This is a genomic window from Tunturiibacter empetritectus (genome assembly GCF_014201375.1).
Lineage (GTDB): Bacteria > Acidobacteriota > Terriglobia > Terriglobales > Acidobacteriaceae > Edaphobacter > Edaphobacter lichenicola_D.
Map to the genome: position 1 here is coordinate 273,292 of NZ_JACHDZ010000005.1, position 16,265 is coordinate 289,556.

A 16,265-nucleotide genomic window follows, 5' to 3' on the forward strand; every position below is an offset into this window, starting at 1 on the left:
GTTGTTTTTCTACTATCTTTCGCATCATCTCCGGCCCAGAGCCGGAGGATCTTGCTTTTGCTTTTCTTGTTGTCATCCCGCAGGGGATCTGCGTTTGCACTCGCCGAAACAGCAAGCAGCCATCACCCTCAACCATTCTGCAGATGGAAGACGGTGACGACGCAAGGTCTTTCAGGCCGCTGATCTATCTAGGTACCGTCTCCTGATACACGGGCCTCTGAAAACGAAAGAAGCGACAGTCGCACCGATCACATCGGAACGGATACAGAAAGATCAGGCTAAGGACTTTATCAAGTGGATGACGATGGGACCGTCTCACTTCACCTTGACTTACACATTCAGGACACTTCGGCATCATGGTCTTGCTCCTGGGGAGGCGCAAAGAATAGTCCCACACCGCAGGGTGTAACGGACCACCACCTTTGTGGGATTGACTCCAAATCCCTGCTCCACTTCAGTGCATAATGAAACCAACAACAGCAAAGGACACCTCTTGGGACTAGACATCCGCATCCCCCTCGGCCTCATCTTCCTGCTCATCGGCGGCCTCATGAGCGTCTACGGCCTCCTCACCCGCCACAGCGCCGACATCTACGAGAAATCCATGGGCATCAACCTCAACCTAACCTGGGGCCTCCTCATGTTCCTCTTCGGAGCCATCATGTACTTCGTAGGCCGCCGCCAAAAATGGCAGGACGACCCAGTCAACCCCCGCCCCTGGGAAAAACCCACCACCCCCCGCCACTAATGCACATTGAATATCAACTTACCCCGAAAGACTTCTATCAGGCTGCAAGCCTCTCGCAACGAAAGAAATTCGCGCGCTATGCCCTCTACATCTTTCCTGCCGTGGGCCTCTACTTCATCTTTGCTGGGTTACGAACAGCCTTTGCCTATGATGACTTTTCAGGTGTGCCGTCTCTTGGAATATCGGGCTGCTTGCTCGTGTTGTTCCCGTTGTTACCCAATCTGCTGTGGCGCCTTCAATCACGCAAGAATCCACTGCTGAAGGGTATTTGGAAGATCGATATCAACGAAGACTCCATTGAAGTTGCAGCCCCTAACATAGATTCGAAATACGCATGGTCAGCCTACTCATCGTTCACAGAAGATAAACATACTTTTCTCTTGCGTCAGCAAGGCACCGCACTCTTTATTCCAATCCCAAAGGGCGAACTCTCCGCACTTCAAATCGACGAACTCCGCACTATCCTACAAAATCACCTCCCGCACAAATAACCCTCCCTAAACCATCCACACCCTCCCCGCTTGCGATAATCAATCCATTAGTCCTCACCGGCGTCATAGAAAAAATCTATACCCGTATGCCCGCCCGGACACGTTACCCTTGAATCCATGGGTCAGACCTCCACCATAGCCACCCCACTCCCCGCATCCTCTCCCTCCCGGACCCTCCTCCGCGTCCTCGCCGCCGCCAGCTTCTGCCATCTCCTCAACGACATGGTGCAGTCCCTCCTCCCCTCCATCTACCCCATCCTCAAAAGCTCCTTCCATCTCAACTTCACCCAGATCGGCATCCTCACCCTCACCTTCCAGATCACCGCCTCGCTCCTTCAGCCCGTCATCGGCCATCTGGGAGACCGCACTCCCCGCCCCTTCGCTCTGCCCATCGGCATGACCTTCACCCTCGCCGGCTTGCTCCTCCTTGCCGTGGCACCCACCTTCGGATGGCTCATCTTTGCGGCCTCCCTCGTCGGCATCGGCTCCGCCATCTTTCATCCCGAGTCCTCCCGCATCGCGCGCATGGCATCGGGCGGTCGTCACGGCTTCGCGCAGTCCTTCTTCCAGGTCGGCGGAAACGCCGGCTCCGCCATCGGCCCACTCCTCGCAGCCTTCATCGTCCTGCCTCGCGGACAGATCGGCATGGCCTGGTTCGCCATCCCCGCCCTCCTCGCCATCTGCATCCTCATCTGGGTCGGCCGCTGGTATCGCACCACCCACACCAACGCCGCAGCCAACAAGCGCCAAGAAGCCACGCCCCACACCCATCTCTCCCGCGGCAAAGTCATCGGAGCCATCGCGGTCCTCATCGCACTCATCTTCTCCAAGTACTTCTACCTCGCCAGCCTCACCAGCTACTACACCTTCTACCTCATCAACCGCTTCCAGGTCTCCGTCCGCACCTCGCAGGAGCTGCTCTTCCTCTTCCTCGCCGCAGTCGCCGCCGGAACCCTCATCGGCGGACCCATAGGCGATCGCTACGGTCGCAAGTACGTTATCTGGGTCAGCATCCTCGGCGTCCTGCCCTTCACCCTCATCCTGCCCCACGCCAATCTATTGTGGACCGCCCTCCTCAGCGTCATCATCGGCTTCGTCCTCGCCTCCGCCTTCTCCGCCATCCTCGTCTACGCACAAGAGCTCGTCCCCGGCCGTGTCGGCATGATCTCCGGCCTCTTCTTCGGCTTCGCCTTCGGCATGGGAGGCATCGGCGCCGCCGTTCTCGGCAAAGTAGCCGACGCCACCAGCATCACCCACGTCTATCAGCTCTGCGCGTACCTGCCCGCCATCGGCCTCCTCACCTGGCTCCTTCCAAATCTGGAGCCAGCCAGAAAGCGCAAGTAAAGGCACCTCCCCACAAATGACCCTCCCTAAACCATCCACACCTCGCCCCTTGCGATAATCAATCCATGAAGCGCCGCGAGATCAAGCAGTACGAGTTCGTCCGCAAGATCGGCACAGGCGGCAGCGGCGTCGTCTACCTCGCCAACGACACCCTCCTCCAGCGCCCCGTCGTGCTCAAACTCCTCAAGCGCGGCAACCTCACCATCGAGCAGATGCGCGCCACCCAACTCCGCGAAGCCCGCCTCGCCTCCGCCATCGACCACCCCAACGTCTGCGCCATCTACGACGTCGGCGAAGCCCCCGAAGAGAACGGCAGCGGGGAAGAAGCCTACATCGTCATGCAATACATCCCCGGCAAATCCCTCGACAAGCTCATCGCCGAAGGCCCCGCCAGCCTCCAGCTCGTCCTCTCCGCCGGCATCCAGACCGCCGACGGCCTCTCCGCCGCCCACAATCTCGGCATCTTCCACCGCGACCTCAAACCCGCCAACGTCATGCTCACCGACGGCGGCCTCATCAAAATCCTCGACTTCGGCCTTGCCCGCCGCCTCCGCCCCGACCAGACCGAGTTCGACCCCGGCGGCCCCGTCAACAAACGCACCCCCGTTGCGGGAGCCACCTACACAGCACGCGGCGGCACCATCGCCTACATGGCGCCCGAGCAGTTCGTCACCGGCCAGTCCAGCGTCCAGTCCGACATCTTCGCCCTCGGCCTCATCCTCTACGAGCTCGCCACCGGCCGCCACCCCTTCCACCGACCCGACGCCCCCGAGTTCCAGTCCATCCGCGCCATCCAGTTCGCCGACCCGCCCTCCATCCGCGACATCGCCCCCGACCTCCCCGTCGAGCTCGAGTCCGTCATCCTCCGCTGCCTCGAAAAGCAACCCTCCGCCCGCTTCGGCTCCGCAGCCGAGGTCCGCGACGCCCTCAAGACCATCATGCGAGCCATGCAACTCGACTCCGTCCTCCTTCCCGGCGACAACATCTCCCTCCGCCCCAATCAGGGCCGCCTCCCCCTCGACACCCCCGACGAAGAAAAACGCACCACCGGCATCCTCTCCATGCTCGCCGAGCGCTTCCGCGAGTCCGGCACCTCCTCCACCAGCAACCAGAACAGCATCGTCGTCCTCCCCTTCGTCAACTTCGGCCCAGCCGACGTAGCCCCCCTCTACGGCTACGCCCTCGCCGACGCCATCGCCACCCGCCTCACCCGCATGTCCACCCTCGTCGTCCGCCCCTCCAGCTCCTTCATGAACATCCCCACCCAGCAGCTCGACCCCCTCAGCATCGGAAAAAAGCTCCTCGTCAACTACGTCCTCGCCGGCAACTTCCTCCGCTCGGACAAAGGCTTCGACCTCAACTGGCAGCTCCTCGACGTCCCCAACCAAAGCGTCCGCGCCGGCGGCTCCATCAACGTAGCCTCCTTTGACCTCGTCTCCGTCCAGGCCGAGATCTGCAACGAAGTCTTCAGCACCCTCCAGGGCTTCGGCGACCTCGCCCCTCACGAGACCAATCGCTCCGGCACACCACCCGCGCGCTCTCTCAACCAGGCCCTCTCCGAGCAGTACCTCCAGGCCCGCGCCGTCCTCTCCTCCTTTATGACCCGCACCGGCAGCCGCGACGACCTCAACCGCGCCTGCGAGCTCTTCACCTCAGTGGTCAGTCAGGATGAAAAATACTCGCCCGCCTGGTCCGGCCTTGGCGTCACCCATCTTCAGTACGTTCGCCACGGCCTCGGCGGCCAGATGCACGTCCTCGAAGCCCGCCGCGCCTTCGACAAGGCCCTCCAGCTAGACCCCGGCTCCGTCGAAGCCAACCTCTACCGCGTCTATATGCTCCTCTCGCGCGGTGAAAAAGAGTCTGCGCGCCACGGCATCGAAAACCTTCTCCAGACCGCCGGCAACGACTGGAACGTCCGCCTCGTCGCCGGCCAGACCCTCCGCATCGATGGCATGTACGACGAGGCCCTCGAGCAGTTCAACGCCTCGCTCCGCATGAACCCCTCGAACGCCGCCATGATCTACAACCATCGCGCCCGCGTCTACCAGTATCAAAACCAGATGGAGCTGGCCGCCGACGAAATAGAAAAAGGCCTGACCCTCGAACCGCGTCAGCCTCTCCTTAGGATCTCCCTCGGCTACCAGCAGATGCGCACCGGCGATCTTCCCAAAGCCATCGAGACGCTCGAAAAAGTCATCCGCGACGACACCTCTCTCCGCATCGTCTTCCCCACCATCGCCCTCTGCTACGTCCAGCTCGGCGAACGCCAAAAGGCCGCCACCTTCATCGTCGACGAAACTCTCTCCGCCGCCGAAGCCGACAGCGAGATGGCCTACCGCCTCGCCACCTACTTCGCGTTAGAAGGCGACGAGTCCGAAGCCCTCCATTGGCTGCGCCGAGCCATCTACTTAGGCAACGAAAACTATCCCTGGTTCAGCAAAAACCCAGCCTGGCGCAAACTAAGCGGCCACGCCGACTTCGAGCGAATCCTCGAAGACCTCAAAAAAAGCTATCGTCGCAACCAGAAAAACTGGAAGCGCCTCCTGGCCCAGGTCAGCAACTAGCAGGCGCAGATCAAAGGCGCCGAAGGCGCGTCAGCCTGCGATGGCAGATCGCGCCGTGCGCGCAGCACGCCCTTGCTTTTGTCCTTGTAACCAAATCAAAGCGAAACGCTCTAACAGGCAGCCAAAAGCGGCTCAACGGCGGGAGCGGTAAGGCAGGATTTGCAACACTGCCGGTCCTGGCACCTCGTCGTCTCGACCGAAGTCCCGCAGTTGTATCGCGCGACGCAGCGGAGAGATCCCTGTATTTCGTCTCGACTCAACCGTCAACAGTTAGTTGAACCAGTGCGCAGCCACACTAGAGCATCCTTACAGACATGAACCCCGCAGCCTTTGCCTTCGTCTTATTCGTGTTTCTATTTCGTCTCGCAACCCTAACCATCTCGATACGCCACGAGCGAGGCCTGCGAAAAGACGGCGCCATCGAATACGGCGCACTCAACTCCAAGATTCTCACCGTCGCCTACACCAGCTATCTCATCGCTGCGGCTATCGAAGGAGCGATCCGCAACGCCCCCTTCGACATCATCTCTGCCATCGGATTCATACTCTACGGCATCAGCTTCATCGCCATCCTCGCGGTCATCCGCCTTCTCGGCCGCTTCTGGACTGTCAAACTCCTCATCGCCCGGGATCACTCCCTCGTGCTTCATCCGTTCTTGCGTCTGATCCGGCACCCCAACTACTTTTTGAACGCAATTCCGGAACTGGTAGGTGTCGCCCTCGTGCTTCACGCCTATGACACGCTCGTAGTCGGTCTGCCTGTTGTTCTCATCCTGTTCGCGAACCGCATTCGTCAAGAGGAGCGCGCCATGAAAGCAACCTTCGCAGCCTACTAAACCGCTTCTCTTGTTCCCTCATGATTCGTCATCTCGACCGAAGTCGCGCAGTCGTATCGCGCAACGCAGTGGAGAGAGACCCCGCATTTCGTCTTTACCTCCAAGACCGCCAACCACCGCATATCAACGCGGACCTGACAGCTCGCTGTCACCACCTGTCACACCAACAAAGAAAAGAGCTCCGTCAGGAGCCCTTCCCATAGCAAACCCAAACCCAGTAGGCAGAGAAGCCTCCTCTACTGCGCCACTCCACACCGCATCCGAGCTGCTCACCACAGCGACCCTCTGGACGCAACGATCCTGCCCGAAGTCGGTTTCTACAAACGAGCTGAACCCACTACCCCTTGGTCGGTACTGGAGCCGCTTTTACCGTTGAGCCCGCAGGTGCAACCAAAGCGGCTTTGGCTACGGTCACACCCAGATAGCCATCGACCGTCGCTACCGGGATCCCGAGGTTCGAAGCAATCTGAGAGAGCGCCTGTCCCTGCTGCTTCAGCTGGTGAACCTGCGCAGCCTGCGATAGTTTAACCGTGTCGCCGATTGCCGAAACGGGCCTATGAACGACCTCCGTCGGGGTCGATTCAGCGGGAGAGGGAGGAGCAACGGTCGATTGAGACGATAAAGAGCCAGAGATGGAAACAGCCATAGGATGTCCTTTCTTACACAAACAGTAAGATCGGCAGGCCAGTTGAAGAACATCTCTTTGTGTCAGATTGTGTCAGACCGTGTCGCAAAACGACACAACACTCCCAGCACCGCAAGTATCGATGACCAGTCGCTACAAGAGCGGTATCAGTACAACGGTTAGTTGCAACCGAAGCTACTGAGTAGCCCCCACCGCACTAACCCCACCAGTATTCAAGCTGCTCACCGGCGAACCACTCAGCGGAGTCAAGATCATAGGCGTAGTCAGACTAAACACCAGCAGCTCATCCTTAGGCAGCGTAGCCTGACGATCCTGTTTCAGCCACATCACCGTGCTTACTCCCGCACCGATTCCCGCGCCGACCACAGCTCCAACGCCGCCGCCAATCATCGCGCCCGACACCGCACCCGCACCAGTCACGCCGCCCACGATCGCCAGCGTCTCCTTCGCATGATCCTTCCGCTTCAACGTCCCTTCGCGATCCACGTTGAACTCACTCTTGCCAGTATCGATCAACTGCGCATGAATGATGTAGTGCGTCCCATCCGGCAGAGTAACGTTGCTGGTCTCCAGGTGCATCATCGCCGCACCCGTAATCCGCCGTCCGCCGCGAACCTCCGTCACTCGCCCCTCAAGAACCGAACCAACGGGAATGATCACTCGTCCATTCCTCTCGATAGCCTCCGTAACGGTCGCCGAAAATCTGCTGCCCTCAACCGTCTTATCCGTAGCCAGCGTCTCTTTGATCTGCGTCTTCAGCAGAGTCCCTTCCCGCAGCGTCCCATTACGCTCCGGCACACTCGTCACAACCATCGCATCCGGATCATCAGCCGAAGGTTCAGCCGACATCATGCTCGAACCCGCGACCGCCGAGCCCCCGTAGGGAACATAGGGCCCATACGTCACTGCAGGCGACGCAGGCACAACCGCGGGTACATCAGCACTCGGCTTCGCTGTAGGCTGCACCGCATCGTCTGTACTCGAGATCACAGCAGAGTCAGGATGAGAGACTCCCGTCATAGCGCTTTGAGAGAACGCGGGCACAGCGGCAAGAACGAGAGCGGCGGTAGTGATGTGCATCTTCATGGCGATACCTCGGTGAAAATTCTCGGTGAAAAATTCTTAGACCCAACCAGAGCACTGAACTCTTCAGCGCTCGTATCACTCCAAAGAATAAAACTCCCAACGCTTCTAGGGAACAAATTCCTTACCCCGGAATCGACCCTGCTAATAAGCCCTTCAACGTCTCATTCCGTCGTGCAGATTCATTGGACGTTGCGGCATCCCCCGCGTCTCCTTTGCTAAAATCCGACAGGTGAGCCCATCCGACCAAAAGCTTGTCGAGTCCATCACCCTCGCAGGTGGCAGCGCCCTCCCGGTCGACCGTCGCCCAAAGTTAAACGAACGCTTGAACCACCGCGTCGTAGCCCAACATTCCGCATTACCTACCAACAGGAGCAACATGACCGAGATCGTCTCTATCCACGCACGCGAAATTCTGGACTCCCGCGGTAATCCCACCGTCGAGGCCGATGTCCTCCTCGACAGCGGAGCCAAAGGCCGCGCAGCCGTTCCCAGCGGAGCCTCCACCGGCGAGCACGAAGCCGTAGAACTCCGCGACGGAGACAAAGAGCACTACCTCGGCAAAGGCGTCCTCCAGGCCGTAGAAAACGTTGAAACCATCCTCGGTCCCGAACTCACCGGCATGGACGCCAGCAACCAACGCCTCATCGACGCGACCATGATCAACATCGACGGCACCGAGAACAAATCCAAACTCGGCGCCAACGCCATCCTCGCAGTCTCCATGGCGGTCGCTCGCGCAAGCGCCGAAGCCCTCAAACTCCCCCTCTACCGCTACCTCGGCGGAGTCAACGCCTGCCTCCTCCCCACGCCCATGATGAACATTCTCAACGGTGGCTCGCACGCCGACTCCAACGTCGACTTCCAGGAGTTCATGGTCATGCCCACCGGTGCCGAGACATTCTCCGACGCCCTCCGCTGGGGCACCGAAGTCTTCCATACCCTCAAAGGCGTCCTCAAAAAGAAGGGCTACAACACCGCCGTAGGCGACGAAGGCGGATTCGCCCCCTCGCTCAAATCCAACGACGAAGCCCTCGACCTCATCCTCGAAGCCATCCAGCTAGCCGGTTACACTCCAGGCGAAGACATCTCCATCGCCCTCGACCCCGCCTCCAGCGAGTTTTTTGATAAAGAGACAGCCAAGTACGTCTTCAAGAAATCCGACAAGCGCAGTCTCTCCTCCGAAGAGATGACCGCCTTCTGGGAGAACTGGGTCAACAAGTACCCCATCATCTCCATCGAAGACGGCCTTGCCGAAGACGACTGGGCAGGCTGGGCGCACCTCACCAAAGTCCTCGGCGACAAGGTCCAGCTCGTAGGCGACGACCTCTTCGTCACCAATACCCAGCGCCTTCAGCAGGGAATTGAACAAAAAGTCGCCAACTCCATCCTCATCAAGGTCAACCAGATCGGCACGGTCACCGAGACCCTCGAAGCCATCGAGCTCGCTCGTCGCTTCGGCTACACCAGCATCATCTCCCACCGCAGCGGCGAGACCGAAGACACCTTCATCGCCGATCTCGCCGTAGGCACCGGCGCCGGCCAGATCAAAACCGGCAGTGCCTCGCGCACCGACCGCATCGCCAAGTACAACCAGCTCCTCCGCATCGAAGAAGAGCTAGGCCAATCCGCCGAATTCCTCGGCATAGAATCCGTCAACTTCGGCGAATAACCGCACTATCCTGCCGGACGGGCCGCCTGCGCGGCGCGCGGTCACTTCGTGACTTGTGTACCCCTTCGGTTGGCGCTCCCGTTGGTCGCGATGGAAGAGGATTCCGACCAACGGGAGGACCGGCGCAGCATGTTGTAGCGAGACAAGGTATACCCATCACGAAGTGATCGCCCCGCGCGCAGCGGGCCCGTTCGGCAGGACACAAGCATCCAACCGAAATGCGCCTAACCGAACAAGACCATCTCTTCGTCCTAACCGGAGCCGGCATCTCCGCCGAGAGCGGCCTCGCCACCTTCCGCGGCTCCGGCGGCCTCTGGAACGGCTATCGCGTCGAGCAGGTCGCCACCCCCGAAGCCTGGGCCGCCGACCCCGCCCTCGTCTGGAACTTCTACTCCCAGCGCCGCCGCAACGCTTCCACCGCCCAGCCCAACGCGGCGCACCTCGCCCTGGCCCAAATCGAGCACCAACTAGGAGACCGCTTCTACCTCTGCACCCAAAACGTCGACGAGCTCCACGAGCGCGCCGGCTCCCAGCGCATCCACCACATGCACGGCAACCTCTTCCAATCCCGCTGCACCCGCTGCAACCAGCCCTTCCCCGACACCGCCCTCTACGAGACCGCCGCCACCCTCCCCATCTGCACCCAGTGCAGCGCCCCCATCCGCCCGCACATCGTCTGGTTCGGAGAGATCCCACTCGACATGGACGCCATCTACGACAAACTCAACCGGGCAACCGTCCTCCTTGTAGTAGGCACCTCCGGCTCCGTCTATCCCGCCGCCGGGCTCGTCCATATCGCCAACCAGCAGCGCACCCATACCATCTACATCGGCCCCGAAGCACCACTCAACCACGAAGCCTTCGACGAGATCCTCCTCGGCACCGCCACCGAACTCCTCCCCTCCCTGGTCCCCTAGAAAGGCGCCGAAGGCGCGTCAGCCTCGATGGCAGATCGCGCCCCGCGCGCAGCGGGCCCGTCCGGCAGGACAAAGCCGCATCCCAAAAAAATCTTGTCAAGCCCCCAACCACCCCAAACCCGCGCCAACAAAGGAGATTCGCGTGGCGTATACACCCCACCCAATCCGCTAAAATAGAAGAAGAAGCAAAAGGGAGCCCGGCGCAAGCCGGGTTCTTCTATTTAAATTAAACCCGAAACCATACCAAGGACACCACAAGGTCCAGACCTATGCCGTTTCTTTCGAAGACTTTGCACACTTTTCACCCAGTGGGGGAGGGAACACAATGCACCACGCAATCACGCACCAGCTAGTCACCAACCCAAACAACATCCAACCCAAGCGCTACCAATGCCGCCACATCTTCACCGACGGCCATCGCTGCGGCAGCCCATGCCTCCGCGGCGAAGAGCTCTGCTACTACCACCACACCACCCGCAAGCCCGTCACCGGAGCCCGCCGCCGCTCCCGCCGCTCCGCCTTCGATCTGCCCCTGCCCGAGGACCGCTCCGCCATCCAATCCTCCATCGGCCAGGTCCTCCAGCGCATAGCCTCCAACGACCTCGACTTCCGCCGCGCCGGACTCCTGCTCTACGGCCTCCAGATCGCAAGCCTCAACCTGCCCCGCGAATCCTCACCCACACCCGCAGCCGACACCGTCGAAGAGCTCATCCTCGACCCCACCTTAGGTCCGCTAGCTCCACGCTCCGAGGCCGGACAGACCAACTCCCGTCGCAGCCCAGTCGCCGCTCTCCTCGAACAACTCCTCGAAAAGGACTCGGCCGACGCTCTCGAACAGCGCGAAGCCGCCGCGATCTCCGAAGCCTCCGCTGAACCCCCCACGCACCTCGTTCTCCCCGCCGTTCACGCCACCGTCAGCCATCGTGCGCCAAAAACCCGTGCGTCCAAACATTTCCATCAACTTGATGCGTCATTTCGACCGAAGCCGCGCGGTCTTATCGCGCGGCGCAGTGGAGAAACCCCCGCATCTCGCTCTCTCCCTGGCAGGAGTCTTCCAGTTCGCAGCAGCAGCGAAAATGATCTAAACAACCGAATCCCTTCCATGCCTCACCAGCGCAAGCGCAGTCAGATCCTCGTCCTCCTGCCCATGTCCAAAGGGATTCAGCCTGCTGTACCAGGGAACCTGTTTGAACTCCTCAGCCGCCTTCAACGCCGCCCGGCAAAGCTCCGTCGCCGACTGCGTCGCAAACCCGGGCGCCGCATCCTGCATAAGCGGAATCAAACGCTCCACGCCAAAGTGCGTCCGTCCATGCCGCGTCTCCATCACGCCCTTAGTCACCAGCAGCAGCTTCGCCCCCGGCTCAAACGCCTGCATCGAAGGCTCATGCGTCAGGTGCGTAAACAAACCCAGCGGCACCGAGGCGCTCGTCAGAATTCGTGCGCCCTCCGGATCATGAAACACAGCCGTCAGCCCACCCGCGTTCACATACGCAAGAATGCCCAGCGCAAGATCGTAGCAACCCAGAAACGTAGGCGCAAAACGAACCCCCTTCGCAGCCCGAATCAACTCGTGGTTTACCGCCTGCGCCAGCTGGGCCGTAGCATCCATCACGTTCGTGCCCGCCGGCCCCAGCAGCTCCGCAGCGCTCCCGCGAAAGATCTTCTGAACCTCGGCCGCAATCGGTTGCGTCGCCTCCTTGGTCCCGGCAATATCCGTCAGCAGAAAGATCACATGCGTGCCCAGGTCCACCGCATCGAAGAAGTCTCCACCCGTCCGCACCGAGTGATACTCCGCGTGCAGATCAACACCCTGCAGCCCCGGCAGCTCCATTCGCCGCGGACTTCGGTCCGTCGCTGCCAAATCCGGTTGAGACGACTTCATCGCATATCCACCCAACTAAACGTCTCCGCGATTGTAACCCCGAGCGTTACCCACAAGCCTACCGAAAGAAGTCAGCAAAAGAATATCCGAAGACTCGTCCGCGAAGAGAAGACTCGTCCGCGAAGATTCTCCGCGAATCAACATCCATGCTTTGTTGATATCCTGACCACGAGCCTCGAACCCACAACCATCCGCGAGAGACAAAGCCCATCATGCCCAAAGCACCAGTAGTCCTCACCATCCTCGACGGATGGGGTTACCGCGCCGAGACCCACGGCAACGCCATCGCCCAGGCCCGCAAGCCCACCTACGACGCACTCCTCCGCAACTACCCCAACACCCTCCTCCGCGCCAGCGAACACTTCGTCGGCCTCCCCGACGGCCAGATGGGCAACAGCGAAGTCGGCCACCTCAACCTCGGCGCAGGCCGCATCGTCCACATGGACATGACCCGCATCGACACCGCCATCCTCGACGGAACCCTCTACACCGACCCCACTCTCGTCCGCGCCTACGAACTCGCAGCCCAGAAGGGAAGAGCACTCCACCTCCTCGGCCTCCTCTCCGACGGCGGCGTTCACTCCCACCAACGCCACCTCGACGCCCTCATCCGCATGGCCGCCCAGCACAAGCTCACCCGCGTCTACATCCACGCCTTCATGGACGGCCGCGACACCATGCCCACCAGCGGCCTCGGCTACCTCGAACTACTCCAGCAAACCCTCCGCGAAGCCGGCACCGGCCACATCGCCTCCGTCAGCGGCCGCTACTACGCCATGGACCGCGACTGCCGCTGGGAGAAGGAGCACCAGGCCTTCGACGCCCTCGTCACCGGCCACCCCGAAGGGGGCACCTACGCCGACCCCCTCCTCCGAATTAAAGCCCTCTACAACAACGGCATCACCGACGAGTTCATACCACCCTTCACCTGCACCAACTCCGACGGCAACCCAATCGCCCTCATCCGCGACGAAGACGTCGTCATCAACTTCAACTACCGCGCCGATCGTGTCCGTCAGATCACCCGCGTCCTCACCCGCAAGTCCGGCCTCACCGCAGACCCCGTAGGCAGCCAGGGCCACCAACTCCCCAAAGCCGTCGAACTCGACGCCGAGATCCCCCTCGACCTCATCCCCGCCAACCTCCACTACGTCTGCATGACCCAGTACGACAAAAACTTCAAACTCCCCATCGTCATCCCCGCCGAATCGATGGACAACCTCCTCGCCAACCTCATGTCCCAGGCCAACCTCCGCAATCTCCGCGTCGCCGAGACGGAAAAGTACGCCCACGTCACCTACTTCTTCAACGGCGGCATCGAAAAGCCCTTCCCCGGCGAAGACCGCGCCCTCATCGACTCACAAAAGGTAGCCACGTACGACCTCGCCCCCGAGATGTCCGCCGCAGGCATCGCCGACGCCGTCGTAAAAGCCGTCAACGACACCGCCTTCGACGTCATCATCGTCAACTTCGCCAACGCCGACATGGTCGGCCACTCCGGCATGATGGAGCCCACCATCCGCGCCGTCGAAACCGTAGACACGCAACTAGGCCGCATCTATCAAGCCATCAAACAGCGCGGTGGCTCGCTTCTCGTCACCGCCGACCACGGAAACGCTGAGATGCTCATCGACCCCACCACCGGCGGCCCCCACACCGCCCACACCACCAACCCCGTCCCCTTCCTCTACATCACCGAAGAAGGCAACAAGCCAACCCTCCGCGAAGGCGGCAGCCTGCGCGACATCTCCCCTACCATCCTGTCGTTGCTAAACGTAGACCAACCCAACCAAATGACCGGCGGCAACCTCCGCACAAAACCCAATAACGAATAAGAATTTTCATCCGACCAAAGGGAGGACCAGCATCCTTCCCCAACCACAACTAGGTACACAAGTCACGAAGTGACCGCCTCCCGCGCAGGGAGCCCGTCCGGCAGGAGATAGTGCGAAGCGCCAGAGAGGTGTTTAAGCGAAGTTAGTAACCGTCCCATCCACTTTCTTCGTAAACGAATGAATCAGCCGCCCCTTCTCATCCAGATGCCTTAGCGTAAGCATCTCCGGAGTCACCTCCAGATCGCTGAACCCATAAACCCGCGCCGCATAAGGCCCACGCTGAGCCTCATCAATCACCAGCGGATACAAGTCCGCCCCACCGCCACCAGACAAAACAAACGAAGTAGGATGCCCCTCAAACTCCAGGTGCTGCATATCGTGGTCATGCCCGGCCAGATACATATGAGCCTTATGCTTCCGCAGCAGCGGCTCCCAGTCCCGAACCAGCACCTTATGATCCCCATGCGGCCCATTCGAAAAGATCGGATGGTGCCCCATCACCACCAGAAACGGAGTACTCCGAGGCTTCTCCAACTCGGCTGCCAGCCAAGCCAACTGCTCCGCCTGCTGCGCTGGAGTCAACGTAAAGTTCACGCCCTTCGTCGGTAATCCACTCGCGAACGGCATATTGCTATCCAGCGCAATCACCGTCATCAAAGGCTTCTTCACCGGAAACTCAAAGCTGTACCAGAGCGAAGGCATCGTCCACCGCGTCCCGCCCGCCTTCGCATACTCCAGCTCCGCTGCCACCTTGTTTAGCGGCATCGTCTGGTAGTCATGGTTTCCCGCAATCGCATACGCCGGGCAATCGAACACGTTCTTCGGATACATCTCCTCGAACTGCCTCTGCCACCGCGGGTCCTTCATACCTCCCGGCAGCGGCCCATACCAGTTATCACCCAACATCAGCAGCCCCTCGGTCTTGAACCCCTGCTCCCGCACATACGCCTGCATCGCAGCGGCCACGCGGCTCTGAGCCTGGAAGTCCTCATAACCCCAATCCCCCACCATCAACAACCGCGACCCACCAGGGGACCCCGCAGGCTTCGAACCAGCAAAAGAAGGCAGACCGCCAAGCCCGGCTAACGCACTAAAAGCAAAACTCTGTCGGAGAAAGCCGCGGCGGGACAGCGCGTTATTCAAAGTCATGCTGCTTTTATAACACCGCCTTGTTACACAGTGTTGACGAGGCATTCAGCGATTCTTAATCTTGGGAAGCGATCGAAAAAGACAAGTCCACACAAGCAGCCCATCTCAGCTCCACGCAGCTAAAACTCGCGCCGCCCCTCCATCGCTCGCGTCATCGTCACCTCATCGGCGTATTCGATATCGCTTCCCGCCGGCACTCCCGTCGCGATCCGCGTCACCTTCACGTCGCCCTTCGCCTTGCGCAACTCCAGCGCAAGATATCCAGCAGTCGCCTCGCCCTCGGTAGTTGGCGAAGTTGCGAGGATCACCTCATCCACCTCCAACAGACGAGTCAGCAGGTTCGCAATCCGCAACTGCTCCGGCCCCACCCCGCCAATCGGCGAGAGCGTCCCATGCAGCACGTGATACACCCCGTGATAACTCCGCGTCTTCTCAATCGTCGCAATGTTGGTCGGCTCTTCCACCACACAAACCACCCGCTGGTTCCGCACCGGATTCGTGCAATATCCACAAGGATCGACGTCGGTAATGTTGTTGCACACCGAACAAAGCCGCAGATGCAGCTTCAGCTCCCTGATCGCCGTCGACAACGCCTCAGCATCCTCCGCAGAGGATCGCAGAACATGAAACGCCAATCGCTGTGCGCTCTTGCTCCCAATTCCAGGCAGCTTCCTCAACTCCTCAATCAGCCGCGACATCGGCTCCGCAAAACGACTCGGCGCTGCATGGAAAGAACCAGCCACTTAGCCCAACCCCGGCAGATCCGGTAGGCCCAGCCCACCCATCATCCCAGCCACGCTCGACTTCATCGCCTCATCCGCCCGCCGCCCCGCCTCATTCACTGCCGCGGCAATCAGATCCTCCAGCAACTCCAGATCGCTCGCCGAACTTCCCATCGCAGTCTGCTCAATCTTCACCCGAAGGACTTCCTTCTTTCCATTCATCCGCACCGTCACCACCCCGCCGCCGCTCGAAGCCTCCACCACCGTCGCAGCGAGCTTCTTCTCCATCTGCTCCTGCATCAGCTTCGCCTGCCCCATCATCTCTTTCATCTTGCCCAGATCAGAAAAATCCATCCTCACCCCCAACGCTGCTATC

At 60.5% G+C, this 16,265-nt stretch carries 16 protein-coding genes; 8 read left to right on the plus strand and 8 right to left on the minus strand.

What is annotated here, in order from left to right:
- Positions 1-493: 493 nt before the first annotated feature.
- From HDF10_RS15805 to HDF10_RS15825, 5 genes are all read left to right on the plus strand, one after another.
- Positions 494-748, plus strand: coding sequence for a hypothetical protein (locus HDF10_RS15805; protein WP_183815007.1), 255 nt, complete (start codon positions 494-496; stop codon positions 746-748).
- Positions 748-1,239 (plus strand): YcxB family protein, encoded by a 492-nt coding sequence (locus tag HDF10_RS15810; protein ID WP_183815009.1) that lies wholly within the window; start codon positions 748-750, stop codon positions 1,237-1,239. The genes HDF10_RS15805 and HDF10_RS15810 overlap by 1 nt, the downstream gene beginning before the upstream one ends.
- A gap of 117 nt (positions 1,240-1,356) precedes the next feature.
- Positions 1,357-2,583, plus strand: coding sequence for an MFS transporter (locus HDF10_RS15815; protein WP_183815011.1), 1,227 nt, complete (start codon positions 1,357-1,359; stop codon positions 2,581-2,583).
- 65 nt (positions 2,584-2,648) lie between these two features.
- On the plus strand, positions 2,649-5,147 hold the full coding sequence (locus tag HDF10_RS15820; RefSeq protein ID WP_183815012.1) for a serine/threonine-protein kinase: 2,499 nt from the start codon (positions 2,649-2,651) through the stop codon (positions 5,145-5,147).
- Between the two features lie 314 nt (positions 5,148-5,461).
- Positions 5,462-5,983: an isoprenylcysteine carboxylmethyltransferase family protein gene (locus HDF10_RS15825; protein WP_183815014.1), complete on the plus strand. Its 522-nt coding sequence runs from the start codon at positions 5,462-5,464 to the stop codon at positions 5,981-5,983.
- Positions 5,984-6,320: 337 nt separating this feature from the next.
- Here the strand turns inward: HDF10_RS15825 and HDF10_RS15830 are convergent, their stop codons facing one another.
- On the minus strand, positions 6,321-6,629 hold the full coding sequence (locus HDF10_RS15830; protein ID WP_183815016.1) for a hypothetical protein: 309 nt from the start codon (positions 6,627-6,629) through the stop codon (positions 6,321-6,323).
- 174 nt (positions 6,630-6,803) lie between these two features.
- Positions 6,804-7,715, minus strand: coding sequence for a hypothetical protein (locus HDF10_RS15835; protein WP_183815018.1), 912 nt, complete (start codon positions 7,713-7,715; stop codon positions 6,804-6,806).
- Positions 7,716-8,091: 376 nt separating this feature from the next.
- On the opposite strand from HDF10_RS15835, the gene eno reads away from it, so the two are divergent.
- Both eno and HDF10_RS15845 read left to right on the plus strand, forming a co-directional pair.
- Positions 8,092-9,384 carry a phosphopyruvate hydratase gene (gene eno, locus HDF10_RS15840; RefSeq protein WP_183815020.1) on the plus strand — a complete coding sequence of 431 codons (1,293 nt, stop codon included), beginning with the start codon at positions 8,092-8,094 and terminating at the stop codon, positions 9,382-9,384.
- A gap of 218 nt (positions 9,385-9,602) precedes the next feature.
- Positions 9,603-10,301, plus strand: a complete 699-nt coding sequence (locus HDF10_RS15845) for an SIR2 family NAD-dependent protein deacylase (RefSeq protein ID WP_183815022.1) — start codon at positions 9,603-9,605, stop codon at positions 10,299-10,301.
- Between the two features lie 349 nt (positions 10,302-10,650).
- On the opposite strand, the gene HDF10_RS15850 is transcribed toward HDF10_RS15845, so the two are convergent.
- From HDF10_RS15850 to HDF10_RS15860, 3 genes are all read right to left on the minus strand, one after another.
- Positions 10,651-10,860 (minus strand): hypothetical protein, encoded by a 210-nt coding sequence (locus tag HDF10_RS15850; RefSeq protein WP_183815023.1) that lies wholly within the window; start codon positions 10,858-10,860, stop codon positions 10,651-10,653.
- A gap of 174 nt (positions 10,861-11,034) precedes the next feature.
- The gene (locus HDF10_RS15855; RefSeq protein WP_183815025.1) at positions 11,035-11,253 is read right to left on the minus strand and encodes a hypothetical protein; all 219 of its coding nucleotides are present in this window, start codon (positions 11,251-11,253) and stop codon (positions 11,035-11,037) included.
- Positions 11,254-11,382: 129 nt separating this feature from the next.
- Positions 11,383-12,183, minus strand: a complete 801-nt coding sequence (locus tag HDF10_RS15860) for a PP2C family protein-serine/threonine phosphatase (RefSeq protein ID WP_183815027.1) — start codon at positions 12,181-12,183, stop codon at positions 11,383-11,385.
- 212 nt (positions 12,184-12,395) lie between these two features.
- On the opposite strand from HDF10_RS15860, the gene gpmI reads away from it, so the two are divergent.
- A complete protein-coding gene (gpmI, locus tag HDF10_RS15865) occupies positions 12,396-14,018 on the plus strand; it encodes a 2,3-bisphosphoglycerate-independent phosphoglycerate mutase (RefSeq protein ID WP_183815029.1) in 1,623 nt (540 codons plus the stop codon).
- A gap of 132 nt (positions 14,019-14,150) precedes the next feature.
- Here gpmI and HDF10_RS15870 read toward each other — a convergent pair whose 3' ends face one another.
- The 3 genes from HDF10_RS15870 to HDF10_RS15880 all read right to left on the minus strand — a co-directional run bounded on the left by HDF10_RS15870 (position 14,151) and on the right by HDF10_RS15880 (position 16,243).
- A complete protein-coding gene (locus HDF10_RS15870; RefSeq protein ID WP_183815031.1) occupies positions 14,151-15,167 on the minus strand; it encodes a metallophosphoesterase in 1,017 nt (338 codons plus the stop codon).
- Positions 15,168-15,286: 119 nt separating this feature from the next.
- Positions 15,287-15,865 carry a recombination mediator RecR gene (recR, locus tag HDF10_RS15875; protein WP_183763072.1) on the minus strand — a complete coding sequence of 193 codons (579 nt, stop codon included), beginning with the start codon at positions 15,863-15,865 and terminating at the stop codon, positions 15,287-15,289.
- Between the two features lie 45 nt (positions 15,866-15,910).
- Positions 15,911-16,243 (minus strand): YbaB/EbfC family nucleoid-associated protein, encoded by a 333-nt coding sequence (locus HDF10_RS15880; protein WP_183815033.1) that lies wholly within the window; start codon positions 16,241-16,243, stop codon positions 15,911-15,913.
- Between the last annotated feature and the right edge of the window lie 22 nt (positions 16,244-16,265).